Annotated in this window: 14 protein-coding genes and 4 pseudogenes; 10 read left to right on the plus strand and 8 right to left on the minus strand. The window is 61.6% G+C overall.

Going from position 1 to position 18,709, the window contains the following annotated elements; translation table 11 throughout:
* Positions 1-75 precede the first annotated feature (75 nt).
* Entirely contained in the window at positions 76-1,113 is a 1,038-nt protein-coding gene (locus J4G43_RS53800) for an IS110 family RNA-guided transposase (protein WP_038381005.1), read from the plus strand.
* A gap of 315 nt (positions 1,114-1,428) precedes the next feature.
* On the opposite strand, the pseudogene J4G43_RS53805 reads toward J4G43_RS53800, so the two are convergent.
* The 3 genes and pseudogenes from J4G43_RS53805 to J4G43_RS53810 all read right to left on the minus strand — a co-directional run.
* Positions 1,429-1,632 (minus strand): annotated as a pseudogene (locus J4G43_RS53805) (IS110 family transposase); the annotation flags it as partial.
* 435 nt (positions 1,633-2,067) lie between these two features.
* Positions 2,068-2,415 (minus strand): transposase, encoded by a 348-nt coding sequence (locus J4G43_RS56425; RefSeq protein ID WP_208089637.1) that lies wholly within the window; start codon positions 2,413-2,415, stop codon positions 2,068-2,070.
* A complete protein-coding gene (locus J4G43_RS53810) occupies positions 2,415-2,585 on the minus strand; it encodes a hypothetical protein (RefSeq protein ID WP_166354445.1) in 171 nt (56 codons plus the stop codon). Before J4G43_RS53810 ends, J4G43_RS56425 begins: the two co-directional genes overlap by 1 nt.
* A gap of 153 nt (positions 2,586-2,738) precedes the next feature.
* Between J4G43_RS53810 and J4G43_RS53815 the strand changes: the two are divergent.
* The 3 genes and pseudogenes from J4G43_RS53815 to J4G43_RS53825 all read left to right on the plus strand — a co-directional run.
* Positions 2,739-2,861 (plus strand): annotated as a pseudogene (locus tag J4G43_RS53815) (recombinase); the annotation flags it as partial.
* A gap of 932 nt (positions 2,862-3,793) precedes the next feature.
* A complete protein-coding gene (locus tag J4G43_RS53820; protein ID WP_224518069.1) occupies positions 3,794-3,982 on the plus strand; it encodes a hypothetical protein in 189 nt (62 codons plus the stop codon).
* A gap of 194 nt (positions 3,983-4,176) precedes the next feature.
* Positions 4,177-4,551 (plus strand): hypothetical protein, encoded by a 375-nt coding sequence (locus tag J4G43_RS53825; protein ID WP_208089638.1) that lies wholly within the window; start codon positions 4,177-4,179, stop codon positions 4,549-4,551.
* Positions 4,552-5,209: 658 nt separating this feature from the next.
* Here the strand turns inward: J4G43_RS53825 and traG are convergent.
* From traG to traC, 3 genes and pseudogenes are all read right to left on the minus strand, one after another.
* Positions 5,210-7,139, minus strand: a pseudogene (traG, locus tag J4G43_RS53830) (Ti-type conjugative transfer system protein TraG).
* Entirely contained in the window at positions 7,126-7,341 is a 216-nt protein-coding gene (traD, locus tag J4G43_RS53835) for a type IV conjugative transfer system coupling protein TraD (RefSeq protein ID WP_038380958.1), read from the minus strand. Before traD ends, traG begins: the two are co-directional and overlap by 14 nt.
* A gap of 4 nt (positions 7,342-7,345) precedes the next feature.
* The gene (gene traC, locus J4G43_RS53840; RefSeq protein ID WP_208089639.1) at positions 7,346-7,606 is read right to left on the minus strand and encodes a conjugal transfer protein TraC; all 261 of its coding nucleotides are present in this window, start codon (positions 7,604-7,606) and stop codon (positions 7,346-7,348) included.
* Positions 7,607-7,858: 252 nt separating this feature from the next.
* Between traC and traA the strand changes: the two genes are divergently transcribed.
* From traA to J4G43_RS53860, 4 genes and pseudogenes are all read left to right on the plus strand, one after another.
* Positions 7,859-11,167: a Ti-type conjugative transfer relaxase TraA gene (traA, locus tag J4G43_RS53845; RefSeq protein WP_208089640.1), complete on the plus strand. Its 3,309-nt coding sequence runs from the start codon at positions 7,859-7,861 to the stop codon at positions 11,165-11,167.
* Positions 11,164-11,697 (plus strand): conjugative transfer signal peptidase TraF, encoded by a 534-nt coding sequence (traF, locus tag J4G43_RS53850; RefSeq protein ID WP_038945275.1) that lies wholly within the window; start codon positions 11,164-11,166, stop codon positions 11,695-11,697. The genes traA and traF overlap by 4 nt, the downstream gene beginning before the upstream one ends.
* Before the next feature lie 19 nt (positions 11,698-11,716).
* Positions 11,717-12,851 (plus strand): annotated as a pseudogene (locus J4G43_RS53855) (conjugal transfer protein TraB).
* A gap of 11 nt (positions 12,852-12,862) precedes the next feature.
* The gene (locus J4G43_RS53860; RefSeq protein ID WP_208089641.1) at positions 12,863-13,486 is read left to right on the plus strand and encodes a TraH family protein; all 624 of its coding nucleotides are present in this window, start codon (positions 12,863-12,865) and stop codon (positions 13,484-13,486) included.
* A gap of 600 nt (positions 13,487-14,086) precedes the next feature.
* Here J4G43_RS53860 and J4G43_RS53865 read toward each other — a convergent pair.
* Positions 14,087-15,151 carry an IS630-like element ISRj1 family transposase gene (locus J4G43_RS53865; RefSeq protein WP_208089642.1) on the minus strand — a complete coding sequence of 355 codons (1,065 nt, stop codon included), beginning with the start codon at positions 15,149-15,151 and terminating at the stop codon, positions 14,087-14,089.
* Positions 15,152-16,264: 1,113 nt separating this feature from the next.
* On the opposite strand from J4G43_RS53865, the gene J4G43_RS53870 reads away from it, so the two are divergent.
* Positions 16,265-16,969, plus strand: a complete 705-nt coding sequence (locus tag J4G43_RS53870; protein ID WP_038953819.1) for an autoinducer binding domain-containing protein — start codon at positions 16,265-16,267, stop codon at positions 16,967-16,969.
* A 77-nt stretch (positions 16,970-17,046) separates the two neighbouring features.
* Here J4G43_RS53870 and J4G43_RS53875 read toward each other — a convergent pair whose 3' ends face one another.
* The gene (locus J4G43_RS53875; RefSeq protein WP_225005980.1) at positions 17,047-17,367 is read right to left on the minus strand and encodes a transcriptional repressor TraM; all 321 of its coding nucleotides are present in this window, start codon (positions 17,365-17,367) and stop codon (positions 17,047-17,049) included.
* Positions 17,368-17,427: 60 nt separating this feature from the next.
* Between J4G43_RS53875 and J4G43_RS53880 the strand changes: the two genes are divergently transcribed.
* A complete protein-coding gene (locus J4G43_RS53880) occupies positions 17,428-18,492 on the plus strand; it encodes an IS630-like element ISRj1 family transposase (RefSeq protein WP_208089642.1) in 1,065 nt (354 codons plus the stop codon).
* Positions 18,493-18,709 lie beyond the last annotated feature (217 nt).

An 18,709-nucleotide genomic window follows, 5' to 3' on the forward strand; every position in this document is an offset into this window, starting at 1 on the left:
GGTGCTGCGCTTCAGGTTGATGATAAACGTGGTCTGTTTTCGAACAGCCACAAGCATCAGACGGAGAAGCGCAGCATGAAACATTACGCTGGACTGGACGTGTCGGTCAAAGAGACGTCCCTGTGCATTGTCGACGAAACGGGCCGCATTTGCCGGGAAGCGAAGTTGGTGAGTCACCCGGACGATCTTCTTGCTGCACTCAACGATCCGATTTGGCGGTTTGATCGGATTGGGCTCGAGGCTGGACCGCTGTCGCAATGGCTGTTCAGCGGGCTGGCGGAGGCTGGCCTGCCGGTAATCTGCATCGAGACGCGACATGCCAAGGCGTTCCTCAAGGCGCAGGTGAACAAGAGCGACCGCAATGATGCGCGTGGCATTGCGCAGATGATGCGCGTCGGCTTGTTCCGGCCTGTCCACGTCAAGACCCTGATCAGCCAAAAGCGACGGGTCCTGCTTGCCGGTCGCAAGCTGCTTCAGGAGAAGGCCATTGCCATCGAGAATGACATTCGTGGGCTGTTACGCAACTTCGGCTTGAAGGTCGGAATTGTGGGGGTGATCGGCTTTGAACAACGTATCCACGAACTCGTCGGCGGTCAGCCGGAGCTGGCCGAACTCATGGAACCGCTTCTCGTCGCCCGACGCGTTTTACGCGAACAGTTCACACAACTGCATCGCAAAGTGCTTCTACTTGCCCGGGAAAGCGAGGTCTGTCGTCGGTTGATGACGATCCCTGGTGTCGGCCCCGTCACGTCGCTGGCCTTTATCAGCACGATCGACGTTCCCGCCCGCTTCAAGAGTTCGAAAGCCGTCGGGCCGTCCCTTGGATTGACGCCAGTTCTCAACCAGTCCGGCGAAAGCCACCGCATCGGCCGGATTTCGCTGTGCGGTGATGAAGCCATGCGAGCGCTACTCTATGAGGCCGCACAGGTCATGCTGACGCGGGTGCAGAAATGGTCCTGGCTCAAGGCGTGGGCCATGCAGATCGCCAAACGACGCGGGCAGCAGAAGGCGATCGTCGCTTTGGCGCGGCGGCTCGCCGTCATCATGCACCGCATGTGGAGCGACGGAACGGAATTCCGCTGGACACGGGAGGCCACGCCCGCGGCACAATAGTGCGACGCGCGGTCCACGCACCCGTTGTTTAGCGGGAGGAGGTCCCTCGCGGGACGATGGACGAGATGAGTTCGCTTTGGGCTCTTGTACGGTCGCGTCCTTGCGATCAGCACGCGAGTCAGATTGTTCCGTCTCGTTCTACTGATCCCATGCTGGGAGAGCCATACGGCTGATCCCGAAGAGAAGCACGGCCCCGCGAGCGGTACCGAACCCAAGGAGGCACCCAATCAAGCCCTTGACTAAATCCGGCCGAATAGAGAAGAGCCTCCCTTCTCAAAAAGCCTGACCAGTCTCAAATTATCTGACGACGGACAGGGCGAGCCACTGTGAACCGGCGCAGGATTCCATGCCAACTATGCTTGGTTGTGCGCGAGCAAAGAACTGAAGAAGGGTGTCCCGTCGAAAGCGAACTTTCTGAACAGGTGTGCCGTCGCAGCTCAGGCCAACGACGTGGAACAGGTTCTTGCCAATGTCGATTCCATAGACAGCCGCAGGTCGCGGCAAATTGCGATGGGCCATGATACTCTCCTCTTTTGATCTGACCTTCCTATGATGATGAAGGAGGAGCACGGGGCGGACCATCCCATTCTGATGTCCCCAGTCAAGCACACAGCGCACGGTTTCCCATCTCCACGAGGACTCATCGTGAAGTTCTTGCGCCGGTGGATCGTGCATAGGAGAAGGCGGGACCCAAAGACGTCGGTGAACAGGCTCTGATGCGCGGGTTGGATACCGCATTTCCGTTTTTTCGTCTGGGGCTGTCCCTGGTCTAGCGTCAGGCGTCGATCAGATGATCGGCCACATAATGGGTTTCAGGATTTCCCCTGCCGTGGTCCCGCCTTCACCTCTGCGCGATTGATGTCCGCAGCTACCCTCCTGATTGTGATTGCAACGATGGGGCTGTGGGCCGGTCGAGCGCACCTCACGACTCGAGCGGTCCACAGCCCAACGACTTTACGCCTGTCGAAGTGGCACGAGCTCGCGATTGATCGCCCAAATGAAGGCGGATAGCTCTCGGGCAATCGCCGTGACAATTACAGTTCGCCGCTTGCCCTTCCGCTCGAGTGAGCGGAAGCGCCCGCATAGTCTGGTTTGCGCTTTCCACGCAATCTCGCGCGCGCGTCTCGGTGCGGCCTCCACCTTTGGCTGCTTGTCTCGGCTCACGCGCGGCGGATTTCGATAACTCGAGGCCGCCTCCACAAGAATACGTCGCGCCCGCCCATTACCGGCTTTGGTGATGCTGCCTCGTTTGCCCCTGTCACCAGTCGAGTTTTCTGTGGACACCAGACCCAGATAGCCCATCAGCTCGCGCGGATTTTGAAGCGGGAGAGATCACCAATCTCGGCCAGCCCCCCCACAGCCGCAATAAGATCAATCCCCCGCGTCGCCTGCAGAACCGCGACAACCTCGGCGAGCGACCGCTCGGGTACTACCATCGCGGATGGCATCTTCCAAACGCTCCATTCGTTCACTTTCCTGGCGTATCCCCTCCAGTAACTCTTCGAATGCGATGCGCTGCTCGCGATGCTCGGGTTTCTGCGATGTCAGCCATCTCATATGGGCTGGTCCCCACGTCGTCTTGCCCGGATAGATGCGTCCCAGCCGCAGCAGCCTCGCTCGGCGTTCTGGTCTCGAACCTCAAAACGGTCTGGGCTGCGCCGACGACGGATGCTCGCCTCAAGAAGCGGATTGTGCGCACCCTCATCCATGAGGTCGTGGCCGATATAGACAACGCGGCCTCGGAGATCTGCCGCTACTGAGAGGCCGGTTCAATAGAATTACCTATAACCGCCGCCTCCGCGTCAGATGGCGGCTGTTCGCTTAAACCATTTCCTTGGTAGGCCAATGCAGTAGCCGCGGCTACGAAGCTCTGGCTCGGACCTGTTAAGCGTTTCGCAAATGGATTTCACGGGTGAGCCTGCATCAACAAGCTCGCGCAGCAATTCGTCTTCTCGTTTGGTCCAGGGAGGAGAACGGAGAGTCAACTTCAATCCAATTTCTTAGCGTCGGTTTCATGCGTGGAGGAGAGTTGGCGCCCAGACTTGTGCCTGCCTTTCCGTGCTGAGCATCTTGCCAAGCGTTGTCTGCAATCTCGGCGTTCTGGAATGGCGTACAGTCCCAATCAGAGTGGCGCAATCGTTTGGACAACTTCGAGGACGTCTCATAGCGACGACCTCGCCTGTCCTCAGCTATGCATCGCACTCAAAAAGAGTGACAGGGGAACCGCTCCTTCGAAAGCTATACGTTGGCATAGTTGAAGCTAATGCCAGTTGGACCAATCGGACTCACCCAGGCGCTGGCGGACGATCTGTGAGATCGCTGTGCTGCCCTGGAGTTAAGCTAAAGCAATGCGGACGCTTTGTAAGCTGACCCAGTGATATTGGTGCAAGCAGCCGTTGAAGCTAGCAACAGAGCAATTGCGGACGAACAGGAAATCGAAGTTCGGACATGGGTGATCTTATGGAATGACACCCCGGCACTTGTTTGCCAGTGCTGCTGCATCTGAAAATCAAGCGCGCGATGTTGTCAGAGATCGCCTACCTGTGTCTGGCAGGCCGAACCGACCTTATGGGGTGCTGAAAAAGCGCGCGGCCTCTTAAAGGCCGCATTCCGTGTGGTAGGCCAGTACTTGAAAGTGCGAGCATTTCGCCGCGCTACTTGAGACGAGAGGAGGATTTCGATGTTCGAGGCTAAAGACTACCGCGTGTGTTGCCACGACTTCGTCACCCCGACCAACCGCATCATCTACCCGGCGCAGGAGCCCTTACTAACCTACTCTGAGGCCGTCCGGCACGTGCAGGCCGAGCAGGCCAAGGGCTACGTGGTGGCCTGGGTCATCGATCGCACCGGAGCAGGCGCCACCAAATGAGATGGGTGGTTCGAACGCATCGGTTCGACGTTGATCGTAAGCATTGGGGTCGAACCATTTGGCCCCAAAGGAGAGTATTTTCGTGTTCTGGATGGATGAGGTCGCCGATTGCCTCGAGAAGGTCGGCATAGCTGGGCCCCCGACCTCTTTCGGGGGGCTGCGGCATCGAGCAAGAGGAGAAGACCGTCCTCGGCGTGTCGTCTAACTATTTTTTTGAGCTTGATCACATGATCCCAGCCGCGCCAAAAATGCTGCAAGCCGTTTCCACGCCGAATCACAAGCAGAAGAAAACTCAACCAGGACTCGCGCTGGTCAGCGTCATCAGAAGCTGTGCGCGCTCGACAGGACGATCGAGCCAGTGCGTCGAGGTCTATCCCTGCATAGGTGGACGCGACGAGGCGACGGGAAAGCGCTTGCACGGTGCATTGGAAGGCTTGGGATCCGGCAAGGTTCCGATTCGCGCACTGTACCTCGGCGGTCCCAAACACGAGGGCGCAGAGAGGTCTGTTTCGGGCGCGGGATTTTGGCTGGGACACGAGCCCGTCAGAGCGTTGCCGCCGCCGCTCTGAAATGGTCGGGAAACCTTCTGATAATTATTACTAACCTAACATGTGATCCGCTCCCCTCGGCACTTTTGGAAGATACCCCAACTGCTGTTGCAGGGCAGGCAAAGTTAGACGGGCGGAATCCAATCGCGCAGTCGCCTCCACTAGAGCGTCCCGCGTTTTGTCCGACCGCGCAACCGCTGCGGAGCCAATCTCAAATAGGCTGTTGTTGAGATGCGGTGCCACTTCGCCTCGCAAAGCACGCTTTAAATCGAGTAGGATGCTCGACAGCGCTCGTTGTGCGCACGCGTCCTCTCGTTCCAGGTTTTCCGCCAAGTCGAGCGCCGCGCGATAGTGTCGTATCGCTGCAGCGACTCTGCTTTCGAGATCGGTGTTATCGCCCATCTGCTTTTCTTCCTCGCAAATCGCTGAGCATTTTGTTGCGGCCTGAACGGGCAAAAATTAGGCGGCTTACGGGTGAGGCGGGCGAGGTGATGCGCTGGCTCATACGTCGAGCCGAGCATCGAGCCCGGTATGCCGTCGTTGCTGATGCGTTCCGTCTCGACTTTTTCATCTCCGACAATATTGCCGTTCCCCGCACGCCCGTTCTTTCTTTAGTTGGGAGCCAGCCGGTCTGTTGTATGCTGGCCGAGTCTTTCCCTGATCGCCGCTTTCGCGATAATCAGCTACGCCCGCCAGCTTCTCCCCGGTAGAACCTGTTCTCGCCGACGCACGCCCGCATGTCGGTGCGCCGGAACCAGATGGCGCGTCCGCACCGCAGCGGCGGGTTCCCGGCGGTGAAGATGATCTGTTCATCGGTCCGCATCCGCAGCACCTCATGCGGCAGCATGAGCGGCCGGCGGGCGAGCTGCTTGGACCGGGTCCGGGACGAACCCGACATTTGCGAGGACCGGCTCAGCTGATCAACCTCGACCGTCGTGTCGCCGCATCGCTTCGAGATGTAGTCCGCCGTCTCGGGATCGTTGATCGCCGAAAAGGAGATCCAGGACGCGCTCTCGAACCACTTGCTGGTCGCGTCGCGTCCGCCATAGGCCTCGCGCATCTGGCCGATCGATTGGTAGAGCATCAGCAGTGTGATGCCATACTTGCGTCCCGCATCGCGCGCAGTTTCGAGAATGCGCAAGTATCCGAGCCGAGCGACCTCATCGAGCAGGAACAAGGTGCGGCCGGTCACTTCGCCATTGCGATTGTAGATGGCGTTGAGCAGCGAGCCGATGACGACACGGGCGAGGCCGGCATGATTCTCCAGCGTCTTCAGGTCGAGATTGATGAAGACGTCGGTCCGGCCCTCCGCGAGCTCGGCCGTCGTGAAGCTCGAGCCGGACACCAGCGCAGCATAGTTGGCATAGGAGAGCCAGTGGGTTTCCTTCACGGCGTTGGCGTAGACGCCGCTAAAAGTCTCCGGCGTCATGGCGATGAAGGGCGCGACATTCTCTTTCACGAAGCCGGACTCCGAATTGTCGTAAATCGTCTGAAGCCGCTGGCGCAGCTTCGGCTCCGGCTCGGACAGGTTGGCGCGGACTTGGCGGAGGTGCTGATCCTTCTTTTCCGTATGACCGGACAGGCAGACATCGCCGATCAGGGCCGTCAGCAGTTGCAGCGCCGAGGCGCGAAAGAAGTCATCCCGCGCCGAGCCCTGGCGCGGATTATCGGTCATGATCCAGGACGCGACGGCGGCAATATCCTCCTCCTTGGTCGCGCCGTGCTGGCCGATCCAGTCGAGCACGTTGAAGCCGACGCCTGAGGAGCGCGGGTCGAGTACGAAGACCTGGCGACCCGCCCCGTGCCGGTGTCCGGTCACCATGGGCGCGACCTCGTAGGAGGGGTCGAGAACGACCAACCCGCCGCCCCATTTGAGCGCCGTCGGCACCGTGACAGAGGTCGTCTTGAAGCCGCCGGAACCGGCGAACACGATGCCGTGCGACGAGCCGAAGGACGCATCGAAACAGAGCAAAGGAGACTTGCCCGGCGCCCCATGTCTCGGCGTCATCGGCGCGGAAGGAGCGATCCGTAACCGCATCCCGATCGACGCGATAGCGCTCCCCGACCACGATGCCGCCTGTCTCCGGGAACAGCCGCGCAGCCTCGGTCATCACCATCCAGTCGGACTCGCCATGGATGGCTCGCCGGCCGCGGATGCGACGCGGGGCAGCGGCCGCGAAGGCGGCGTTGCCTTTTATAGCCACACGCAACCCGAACACGGCCACGAGCGCAGCGATTGTCGCCCCGATGATGGTCGAGGGATCGGCATAGGCGAGAAGGCGGTCTCCAGCGAGCAGGGCATTGGCGAAGGAATGGGGGCGCGCGATCTCGCGCGAGACGGCGATCGCGACCACCAGCAGGCCGCCGAACACGACGCTCCAGCCGGCCGAGCGGATCGCCGTCGCACCGGCCGCCGCGAGCAGGAAGACCACGCCGATCGCCGCGGCGACCACGTAGGGCAGGGCGATGCCGACCCGGCCGAGCACCAGGCGCGCGTTCGGGGTTGTCCCGAACTTCGAAAGCCAGGCTTCGATGCCGGTGAGGACAAGGCATAAGCTCGCCATCAGCACGGCCGGCACGATCGCCAGGGCGATCTTATTTGCTCTCATGACCGAACGCCTTCGCGCCGATCGCCATGAGGCGCTCGCGTTCCACCTCGCTGCCGCGGAGACGGTCGGCGGCGTCGATCAGCAGACCCAGCAGCAACGCACGCTTCTCGTAGCGCAGCCCGGCCTTGGCGATGAGGCCGCCCAGCTCGATCTTCTCCCGCGTGTCCTTCTTGCGGGCGTGAGTTGAATCGGAGCGGCGCATGCGTTCAGCCCTGTTCAGCCACGCCCGAAGACGCGCCAGACGCGACGGCCGCGGCCGCCTTCGCTGTTGGGCTTCCGCCCTTGCGAAACCGGCCGGCGATCTCCTCGAACGCCGACAGCAGCGCGCCTTCGTCGATCTCGATCTCGCCCATCCCGGCTCTCAGCGCGATGCGGCCCATGCGCTCGGCTTCCCGCGTTTCAGCCTGCTTCAGCTGCTCCTGGAGCCTGGCGATTTCGTCCCTGATCTGCCGCGAGGGCTTTTTCATTCCGGAAGACCTTTCTTGTTAATTTGCGCGAAGCGCCAAATAGGAAAGCCGGGGTGAGCGCGAAGCGCGACCCGGGTAATTAACGGGGTCGGCGGAGCCGACGCTTTCGAAGATCATCCCGCCGTTCCGAAGGAGCGGCTTCCAAGGGCGCAGTAATACGTCGCTGACGCGACGTCCTGCTTCCCGCCCACGAATGGGCCGGCCGATTCCGACGAACAGCATGTTCGTTCGTCTTAAGGATCGCTTCCAGCCGTGGCCATCACCCATTTCACACCCCAGCTCATCGGACGCGGCGATGGCCGCAGCGCCGTGCTGGCCGCCGCCTACCGGCATTGCGCGAAGATGGAGTTCGAGGCCGAGGGCCGCACCGTCGACTATTCCAACAAGCGCGGGATGATCCACGAGGAATTCCTGGTCCCGGCCGACGCCCCCGCCTGGCTTCGGACGATGATCGCCGATCGCTCCGTTGCGGGCGCGTCGGAGGCCTTCTGGAACAAGGTCGAAGCCTTCGAGAAGCGAGCGGATGCGCAGTTCGCCAAGGAGTTTATCATCGCGCTGCCCGTCGAGCTGACGAGCGAGCAGAACATCGCGCTGATGCGCCAGTTCGTGGTCGAGCAGGTACTATCCCGAGGGCAGGTTGCGGACTGGGTCAATCACGACGAGCCAGGCAATCCGCATGTCCACATGATGACGACGCTGCGGCCTCTCACCGAGGACGGATTCGGGCCGAAGCGGGTCGCCGTCATCGGAGAAGACGGGCAGCCGCTGCGCATGAAATCCGGCAAGATCGCCTATCGGCTTTGGGCCGGCGACAAGCAGGAATTCCTGGAGCAGCGCAACGGCTGGCTCGACCTGCAGAACCAGCACCTCGCCCTGAACGGCCACGAGATTCGGGTCGATGGGCGCTCCTACGCTGAGCGCGGGATCGACGTCGTGCCGACCACCCATATCGGCGTCGCGGCCAAGGCCATCCAGCGCCGGGCGGAGCGCGAGGGGCGCGATCCGAACCTCGAACGGCTGCGCGTCTTCAACGAGAACCGGGCCGAGACGTTGCGGCGGATCCAGCGCCGTCCGGAGATCGTGCTCGACATGATCTCGCGGGAGAAGAGCGTCTTTGACGAACGAGATGTCGGCAAGCTCCTGCATCGCTATGTCGACGATGCCGCAACCTTCCAGCACTTGATGGCGCGGGTGCTGCAAAGCCCCGATGTGCTCCAACTGGAAGGGGAACAGGTCGACTTCGCGACGGGCGCGCGGGCGCCGGCAAAATACACGACGCGCGAGCTGATCCGGCTCGAAGCCGAGATGGTGCGGCGCGCGGTCCACCTCTCCGGCAGTGGGGCTTTCCCGGTCAAGCCGTCGGTCCTCGCAGCCATGTCCGCGCGTCACGCCAACCTCTCGGCCGAGCAGCGCGCCGCCATCGCGCATCTGGCGTCCGGGATCCGGATCGCGGCGGTTGTCGGCCGTGCCGGCGCCGGCAAGACCACGATGATGCGGGCCGCGCGCGAGGTGTGGGAGGCCGCAGGCTACCGCGTCGTCGGCGGCGCCTTGGCGGGCAAGGCGGCCGAGGGATTGGAGAAGGAGGCGGGCATCCAATCCCGCACGCTCGCCTCCTGGGAATTGCGCTGGAAAAGCGGTCGCGACGGCCTCGACGACAGAACGGTTTTTGTCCTGGACGAAGCCGGCATGGTCGCCTCGCGGCAGATGGCGCTGTTCGTCGAAACAGCATCAAAGGCGGGAGCCAAGCTCGTCCTGGTCGGCGATCCGGAACAGCTGCAGCCGATCGAAGCCGGCGCGGCGTTTCGCGCGATCGTCGAACGCATCGGCTACGCCGAACTCGAGACGATCTATCGCCAGCGCCAGCAATGGATGCGCGACGCCTCGCTCGATCTTGCCCGTGGCCGGACGGCGCAGGCTCTGTCTGCCTATCGCCAGCAGGGACGTGTGTTTGGCTCGGAGCTGAAGGCGCAGGCGATTGACAATCTCATCGCCGATTGGAACCGGGACTACGATCCATCCAAGTCGACCTTGATCCTCGGGCATCTGCGCCGCGACATCCGCGCGCTGAACGAGATGGCGCGGGCCAAGCTCGTCGAGCGCGGTCTCCTCGAACAGGGACATGCCTTCCGGACCGAGGACGGCGAGCGCCGATTTGCGCCCGGCGACCAGATCGTCTTCCTGAAGAACGAGGGCTCGCTCGGGGTCAAGAACGGCATGATCGGCAAAGTTGTGGAAGCCGGGACTGCGCGCCTGGTCGCCGAGATCGGGGAGGGCGAGTGCCGCTGCCGCGTCGAGGTCGATCAGCGCTTCTATCGCAACATCGACCACGGCTATGCGACGACGGTGCACAAGGCGCAAGGAGCCACCGTCGACCGGGTCAAGGTGCTGGCAACGCTGTCCCTGGACAAACACCTCGCCTATGTCGCGCTGACCCGCCATCGCGAGGATGTCGCGCTCTATTACGGCCGGCGTTCGTTCCAGAAAGCTGGCGGCCTGATCCCGATCCTGTCGCAGCGCCGGGCCAAGGAGACCACGCTCGATTACGAACGCGGCGCCCTCTATCGCGCTGCGCTGCGCTTTGCCGCAAACCGTGGACTGCACGTCGTTCGGGTGGCGCGCACGCTCGTGAACGATCGCCTGCGCTGGACGGTTCGCCAGAAGCAGCGCCTCGCCGAGGTCGCGCGCCGGCTGCGTGCGCTCGCCGAAAAACTCGGCCTCGTCGATGGCCGTAAACCCATCATCAGCACCGCACACAAGGAGGCGAAGCCCATGGTCGCAGGCGTAACGACATTCCCCAAATCCCTGATCGACACGGTCGAGGACAGGATCCTTGCCGACCCCGCCATCAAGAAGCAGTGGGAGGATGTGTCCATCCGATTCCGCCTCGTCTTTGCCGATCCCGAGCGGGCGTTCAGGGCGACGAATTTTGACGCCATGCTGAAGGACCCCGCGGCCGCGAGCTCGACGATCGCCCGTCTTGCCTCGAGCCCAGAATCCTTCGGGGCTCTGCGCGGCAAGGTCGGCATGCTGGCGGGTAAGTCCGATAAGCAGGTGCGCCAGCGCGCGGAGGCCAATGCGCCGGCGCTCAAGCGCGACATCGAGCGCTACTTACGTCTGCGCGCCGAGGCCGAGCACAAGCATGAGGCCGAAGAACGTGCGATCCGGCATCGTGTCGCAATCGACATCCCCGCTTTGTCGCGCGAGGCACGTCGCGTGCTCGAGCGGGTACGCGATGCCATTGACCGCAACGACCTGCCGAGCGCGCTCGAATTCGCGCTTGCGGACAGGATGGTGAAGGCGGAGATCGACGGTTTCAACAAGGCCGTCGCTGAGCGCTTTGGCGATCGGACATTCCTGTCGAATGCCGCCAGGGAACCCAACGGGCAGCCTTTCGAGAAGGCGGCCGCCGGCATGGATCCGGCGCGGCGCGAGCAGCTGAAAGAAGCCTGGCCAGCCATGCGTGCGGCACAGCAGCTCGCAGCAGGGGAGCGCACCGCGCAGGCCCTCAAACAGGCCGAGGGGCAGCGCCTGACCCAGAGCCAGGGACAGACCCTGAAATGAGCATACGGCGTTTCCCTCTCGTGATCCTGATGGCTGGTGCCGGCCTCATCGCCGCCATGGCGGGCGCCGGCTGGGGCGCCGGACTGCGCATCAACATGACGGCGAGTTACCCGCGTGGGCTCTGGCGGATCGAGACGCTGGATCGAGCCGCCGCCACCGGCGATCTCGTCTTCATCTGTCCGCCCGACACGGCCGAGTTCGAACGCGCCTTCGCGCGCGGCTACATCCGGCGCGGACTTTGCGCCGGGGGCATAAGCCCGCTCATCAAGACCGTCGTCGCCGTCAGTGGCCAAAAGGTCGATGTCGCCGAACAGGTCTCGATCGACGGCTATCCGCTGCCCGATTCCGATGTCCGGCAGACCGATGCCGCCGGCCGTCCTCTCTTAGCCTTTGCCGGCGGCGTCATTCCCGACGGCGAGCTCTATCTCCACTCCGATTTCGCAGGTTCCTATGATTCCCGCTACTTCGGCCCGATCCCGTCATCGGGTGTTCTCGGCCTCGCCCGGCCCGTCTTCACCTTCGGTCCCTAGCGCTTGGCATGGCGTGGCGATGATCGTCGCCGCGGCTGCGGTCGGGGCTGCTGCCTGGTGCGGTCACGCGCTCGCCCTGCCGCTCGCCTGCGCCTTCCCGACGCTGTGGGCGTTCGCGCCGTCGAGGATGACCTCAGCGGCAGTCAGCGCGGCGTATTTCCTTGCGGCATCGCACGGGCTGCCGCAGGGCGTCGTCAATTTCTACAGCACGGATCTCGGCGTCGGCATCGCCTTGTGGATCGGCGCGGCGGCCGTCTTCGTCCTTGTCCATGCCGTGCTGTGGCAAAGCCGGCCGGGATGGGAGAGGCCGCTTTGGTTCGGGCTCGCGGCGATCCTGATGAGCGTGCCTCCCTTTGGGATCGTCGGATGGGCACAGCCGATCACCGCGGCCGGCATTTTGTTTCCCGGATGGGGATGGTGGGGACTGGGCGCGACCGCGGCCATCCTGCTCACCATGACGACCGGCAAGTGGCCCGTCGCGGCAATCGTCGCGGCTAGCTTCTGGGCCTGGTCGGCCGCGCACTGGATCGCGCCGTCGCAACCAGACGGATGGGTTGGTCTCGATACCAAGCTTGGGAGTTTGCTCGGCCGGGCTCCGGACCTCGATCAATCCCAGACGCTTCTCCAGTGCGTGCGCGAAGCGGGCGGGGCCGGAGCGCGCGTTGTCGTGCTTCCCGAGAGTGCGGCCGGGCTCTGGACACCGACCACGAGCGGCGTCTGGATGGATGGCCTTCGCGGCACCGACATCACGGTGATCGCTGGTGCGGCGATCGTCGACCGTGAAGGCTATGACAACGCCATGATGGAGGTCAGCGCCGATCGCACGCGCCGGCTCTAGGCGAACGCATGCCGGTCCCGGTCTCGATGTGGCAACCCTGGCTCGCATGGACGGGGCAAGGCGGAGGCGCCAGGGGACCCTCTTTGCCAATCCCGTCGTCGAGTCCGCCGGCCACCGCGTGGCGCCCTTGATCTGTTACGAGCAACTGCTCGTCTGGCCCGTCCTGCAGTCGATGCTCCATTCGCCCGACGTACTTGTCGCGATCGGCAACGATTGGTGGACCGCCGGCACCAACATGCTGGCGATTCAAAGAGCCAGTACCGAAGCCTGGGCGCGCCTGTTCGGACTGCCGCTCGTGCTCTCGTTCAACACCTGAAGGGGATCATCATGATCGATGCCGCCACCATTCATCAATGTGCCGATCCGGGCCTGAAGCCCGCGATCGTCGAGAAATTCATCCGTGCGGTCGGGGCACCCGATCCGCTCGCCGTCACGGTCCGGACCGGAAACCGCGTCATCCTCATGACGCCGCCCAAGACGCCGGATGATGCCATGGAGCTCGTCCGCCGTTACGTCGGCCACGCCATGGTCCGCGTTGGGGTGACCCAATATCCGGCTGGGCTCGGCGTCACCGACGTCGCCGAGCTCAAGCCCGATCTCGTCGACGCCTGCGCCAATATCAGGATGGGTACGGCGCTGTTCGGCAAGGTCTATCGCATCGTCATCAAATGGTATGGCACCGACGTCGACGAGGCGTTCGGCGATGCGATCGACGCCTGGGAGAGCGGGTATTTCGACGGGAAATATGTATTCGACGAGCCCGATCCCGGCAGCCTGCCGGCCCGCAAGGGGGCATCGGACGCTGGCGACAAGCCCGTGGACGGGAATGACGCGGCGAGACCTGCGAGCCGTCCGGACGAAGGGACCCAGCAGGACAAGGAGCCGGATAATCCCAATAAGGCGGGCATCAGGATCGATCTGACCGGAATTGGCGTCAGCAGGCCGAAATAGCCCTTTGTGGATTGCAACGGCCCCAGCTGGAGAGCCAGGGTCTATTGATAGGCCGCAGCGCTACGCTGTCGGCCGTAAGCTCCTTGATGTTGATGTGCAAGGGCCCGCGATCCGGCTGATTCCGCGGAGCGTGAGGTCGCCGCTTTGATGGGCTATCGGCATATTCGGTCATGCGCGGGGAGGTTCGGCAACGCACGGTCGCCTCCAGGCGGTCATTCTCGTTCCTCGAGCAGCAGGTGTCGGACGTCACCAATCATCGGCGCATCCTTCATGTCGCAGGCTCTTGGCCGCTCAGACCCTACCAACTTGGTTGAAGTTGCCGCATTCTCCACGGCTGGCGTCGAATCCCTCTTCAATCTATAGCGAACCACAGGGCAGTACGCGCTGCCTCGGGGCTTTAGAAACCCCTCGATTAGCGGTTGGTGCCGGCCGTGACGGCACCGGGATCCTCTGACCTAACGGCCGGGGGCCTGCGACGTATGTCCAGGCGCCTCGGTGCTAAAGGTCACAGGGACCGTCTAATCGCGGTTTTCTAACCCCCGGCTTGGGATCAAGGGGATTATCGTCGGCGGGGGCGCACCGCGGACCTAGTACCCGGAATCAGAGCTGAGTGATACGGCGGCCTTTGAAACGGCGTTGACGGACCTTTTTCTTGGTCCAGACGAAGGGCTCGGCTCTGTCGTTGTATGCGTTGACGTAGGCATCGATGTGTTCCTGAAGCTGCTTGAGGCTCGTGAAGGAGGTGCCGCTGAGCGACTGCCCCTGCAAGATGGAAAACCATACTTCGACCTGATTGAGCCATGACGCACTTGTCGGCGTGAAATGAAATTGCACGTTGGGGTGGGCCTTGAGCCAGTCCTCGTTCTTTTTATGGGTGTTGAGGTTGTCGAGGATGACGTGAAGCTTGCGGTTCGGAAAAGCCGCGGTGACGCTGTTCATGAAATCGAGAAACTCGACGCGGCGCCGGCGTTTTGAATGGGGCGCGATGATCTTTCCGGTGGCGACTTCGAGCGCCGCAAACAATGTTGTGGTGCCATGCCGCTTGTAATCGTGGCTTTGGCCGGTCAAGGCGCGGCCATTGGGCAACTTCAGATAACCCTGCGCTCGCTCCAAAGCCTGGATCGAGGGCTTCTCGTCCACGCACAGCACAATGGCCTTCGCCGGCGGCGCGACATAGAGGCCGACAACATCGGCGGCTTTGGCCGTAAAGTTCGGGTCGTTGCTCTCGCACCAGGACTTGCGAGCCACCAGGTCAATCTTGTGGCTGCGCAGGAACCGCCAGACATATTGGACATCGACATCGCCCAGCGCCTCGGCCAGCAGGGGGCCGGTCCAGCGCGCAAACCCTTGCGGTGGCGGCTTATCCAGCAGCTTCAGAATCCGCTTGTCGGTCGTCTTCGTATAGATCGGCTGCTTGCCAGGCCGCGGCTTGTCTTGCAGCCCTTCAAGGCCATGGTCGGCATAGCGATGCCGCCAAAGGCTGACAATCCGCGGCTGGACCCCAACTTCCTTGGCGATCGACCGGGTGCTGCGCCCATCCGCCGCCAACAGAACTATCCGCGCCCGCTTCAAATCGCGCTGCAACGTCACCGGTGAGCGACAGCACGCCTCAAGCACCTTGCGATCTTTCCTCGAAAGGTGGACTTCTCTTGCTTCGGGTATCATCCCGACCTTGAATCACGACTCACGTTCCAAGAAAAGTGGGTACTAGACACGTCAACGAAGTGCGTAGTTATTCAAACACAACACAGGTACGCGGAGTTGGGTCACCCCTCGAGAGGTTTCAAGCTATCCGTTCTGCGGGAATTAGGAAGATCACAGCGCCCTACCATGTCGGCTAGCGCCAGGAAAAAAACCGTTTGAAAAACCGTTTTAGTTTCGTCTTCTCAAACGGTGATTTGCGGTAAGCGTTTGATTTGAATGGCGCCCCCGAAGGGATTCGAACTCCTGCGCCATAATCGGCTGCCCGCTCTTCTAGGCTGACCGCGTGTGCGAGTCGCTTTTCTGTCGTGACGAGCAGACCTCTGCGGTTCACCATGGGTTAATCGAGTAACGTTGCGTGCGACTGGACCAGCTCCGTTATCCGTCTCATCCGTCCCGGCGGTTAGACCGGGACGGTGAGTGAGTTATGCCAGAAGTGGTTGCGGGGATAGGATTTGAACCTATGACCTTCAGGTTATGAGCCTGACGAGACGGCATCTGACGGGATGCTGCCGCCCGGGCCTCGTGCAAAAGAGCTTGATAATTGATTGACCACGGTCGCCGACGTTATCGAGGAGACATCCCTCTCGTCGAACTTTGATCGGCCAGTTGTGGAAACCAAGGGGTTACGCTGGATCTGGTAGCGGAGGAGGGATTCGAACCCGCTCGACCGCTCCCTGGAGATAAAAACTGCTTTGACCATCTCCTGATGTGCGGGATCATCGAACCGGTATTCCTGAAGTCAGCGCAGATGGCGCATCGTCCAGCTCCTTCTTGCGGGGCTTAGATGCGTCCACGCTGGAGCATGAAGGCGCTCCCCTGTTGGCGGTGGAACCGCAGCGTCTCAATCGCCGCCACTCGCGCGGACGAGTTCTCGCATCGTGGCTTTCATTGGGAACCCGCGGCTGATTCAGGACAAAATCGGATGAAGACCAGCAGGGTAAGCTAGGAAGAGGTTGAATTCCGTCGAGTTGCTCCGAAAAGCTGATCAAATCAAAATAATGACAGAATCGCGATGCTCCTCCGACGAGCAAGGCTCCATCGCTTTGCTTGGAAGTTGAAGAGGAGGAACTCAGTTTGGATGGGCAGTTACAGGGGTTGATCGACGCGGTCGATCTGGCACGCGACGAGCGCTCCATTCGCAACGCGATCAAGAAGTTTGCTGTCTCATCCGCCTTCGATCGTTATGCCTACATCCATGTTCACGGCGACGATGCGGTTGTTTTCAGCGATTATCCTGCGGAGTGGTTGAGCCTTTATTTTGCAAAGCATTACACAACCATCGACCCCGTCGTGACGACCGCCAAGCGCACCATGCGGATGTTCGCCTGGTCAGCGGAGGAGCGCGAGCTGCGCAGGAGTTCGCGTGACATCAAGCAATTCTATTCGGAGGCAATTGACTTCGGCATCCGCTCCGGCGTTTCCGTTCCGATCAGGACAAGTTATGGCCGAACCGCGATGATCACACTCGCATCTGATCGGCAGCGGGTCGAGGTCCCGCCATGGGATCCGATGCAGGCGGCGCTGGCGCTCGCCTATATTCACGTTCGCCTCAGCCTGGCGTCTGGGTCGTCCTTCAAGACAGGGAACGTGACGCTGTCGACGCAGGAGGCGACCTCGCTCAGTTGGTCGTCACACGGCAAGTCAATGAATGTGATCGCGGACTTGCTTGGGATCAGGCCACGAACGGTCCAATTCTATCTGGACAATGCGCGCGACAAACTCGGCGCCAGCAATCTCCAGCAAGCCGTCCGTATCGCCATGGAGAAAAAGTTGATCTAGTCCACTGTGATACGTTACCGGACGACCCTGCTCTTCGATCAACGGCGACGCCCGGCCCAGAGTCGTTGCCATGACGATTATCCGGCGGGAATTTTGGGAACGTAACCGAGGCGATCGATCAGGCTGTTGAGGACAAGCTGACGCGCCCGATGCTCAGTCTCCGCATGTTCATGGGTTCGTTGGAGCTCTGCCCGACGGTCGGGACAAGAGGCCATGCCAGCCTCTGCGGCTAGCCGCTGCAATCGGGCCGTCTCGGCGAGCGCGACGCTCGCACGGTATTCGCGAATGGCGTCGATGGTTAGGCGCTCAAGCTCAGGTTGTCGCATTCCCCCGAAGATGTGCTCAAGCTCGCAGTTGAGCCCGGCGTCGGGTGATTCATCATGATTGTTCGATGCCACAATTCTCACGCAGACTAGTACCCACTTTTCTTGGAACGTGAGTCGTGATTCAAGGTCGGGATGATACCCGAAGCAAGAGAAGTCCACCTTTCGAGGAAAGATCGCAAGGTGCTTGAGGCGTGCTGTCGCTCACCGGTGACGTTGCAGCGCGATTTGAAGCGGGCGCGGATAGTTCTGTTGGCGGCGGATGGGCGCAGCACCCGGTCGATCGCCAAGGAAGTTGGGGTCCAGCCGCGGATTGTCAGCCTTTGGCGGCATCGCTATGCCGACCATGGCCTTGAAGGGCTGCAAGACAAGCCGCGGCCTGGCAAGCAGCCGATCTATACGAAGACGACCGACAAGCGGATTCTGAAGCTGCTGGATAAGCCGCCACCGCAAGGGTTTGCGCGCTGGACCGGCCCCCTGCTGGCCGAGGCGCTGGGCGATGTCGATGTCCAATATGTCTGGCGGTTCCTGCGCAGCCACAAGATTGACCTGGTGGCTCGCAAGTCCTGGTGCGAGAGCAACGACCCGAACTTTACGGCCAAAGCCGCCGATGTTGTCGGCCTCTATGTCGCGCCGCCGGCGAAGGCCATTGTGCTGTGCGTGGACGAGAAGCCCTCGATCCAGGCTTTGGAGCGAGCGCAGGGTTATCTGAAGTTGCCCAATGGCCGCGCCTTGACCGGCCAAAGCCACGATTACAAGCGGCATGGCACCACAACATTGTTTGCGGCGCTCGAAGTCGCCACCGGAAAGATCATCGCGCCCCATTCAAAACGCCGGCGCCGCGTCGAGTTTCTCGATTTCATGAACAGCGTCACCGCGGCTTTTCCGAACCGCAAGCTTCACGTCATCCTCGACAACCTCAACACCCATAAAAAGAACGAGGACTGGCTCAAGGCCCACCCCAACGTGCAATTTCATTTCACGCCGACAAGTGCGTCATGGCTCAATCAGGTCGAAGTATGGTTTTCCATCTTGCAGGGGCAGTCGCTCAGCGGCACCTCCTTCACGAGCCTCAAGCAGCTTCAGGAACACATCGATGCCTACGTCAACGCATACAACGACAGAGCCGAGCCCTTCGTCTGGACCAAGAAAAAGGTCCGTCAACGCCGTTTCAAAGGCCGCCGTATCACTCAGCTCTGATTCCGGGTACTAGGCTTCGTAACTGCGAGCGCAGGCATTTGGCAGCGGATTTTGATTCCACTCGGGATGTCCGCTTTTGCGCCCTTTCGCTCTACCAATTTCTACGAAACCTCAACAAAAACAGGCAAAATCTGCGACTCCTTGCTGCAAATTCCGACGCCGAGCGGTTCGCAAAAATTCCCGTTTAATTTCAAGGACTACCAAGCACTCGCGGCGG

The sequence above is a fragment of the Bradyrhizobium barranii subsp. barranii genome (assembly GCF_017565645.3).
GTDB classification, from domain to species: domain Bacteria; phylum Pseudomonadota; class Alphaproteobacteria; order Rhizobiales; family Xanthobacteraceae; genus Bradyrhizobium; species Bradyrhizobium barranii.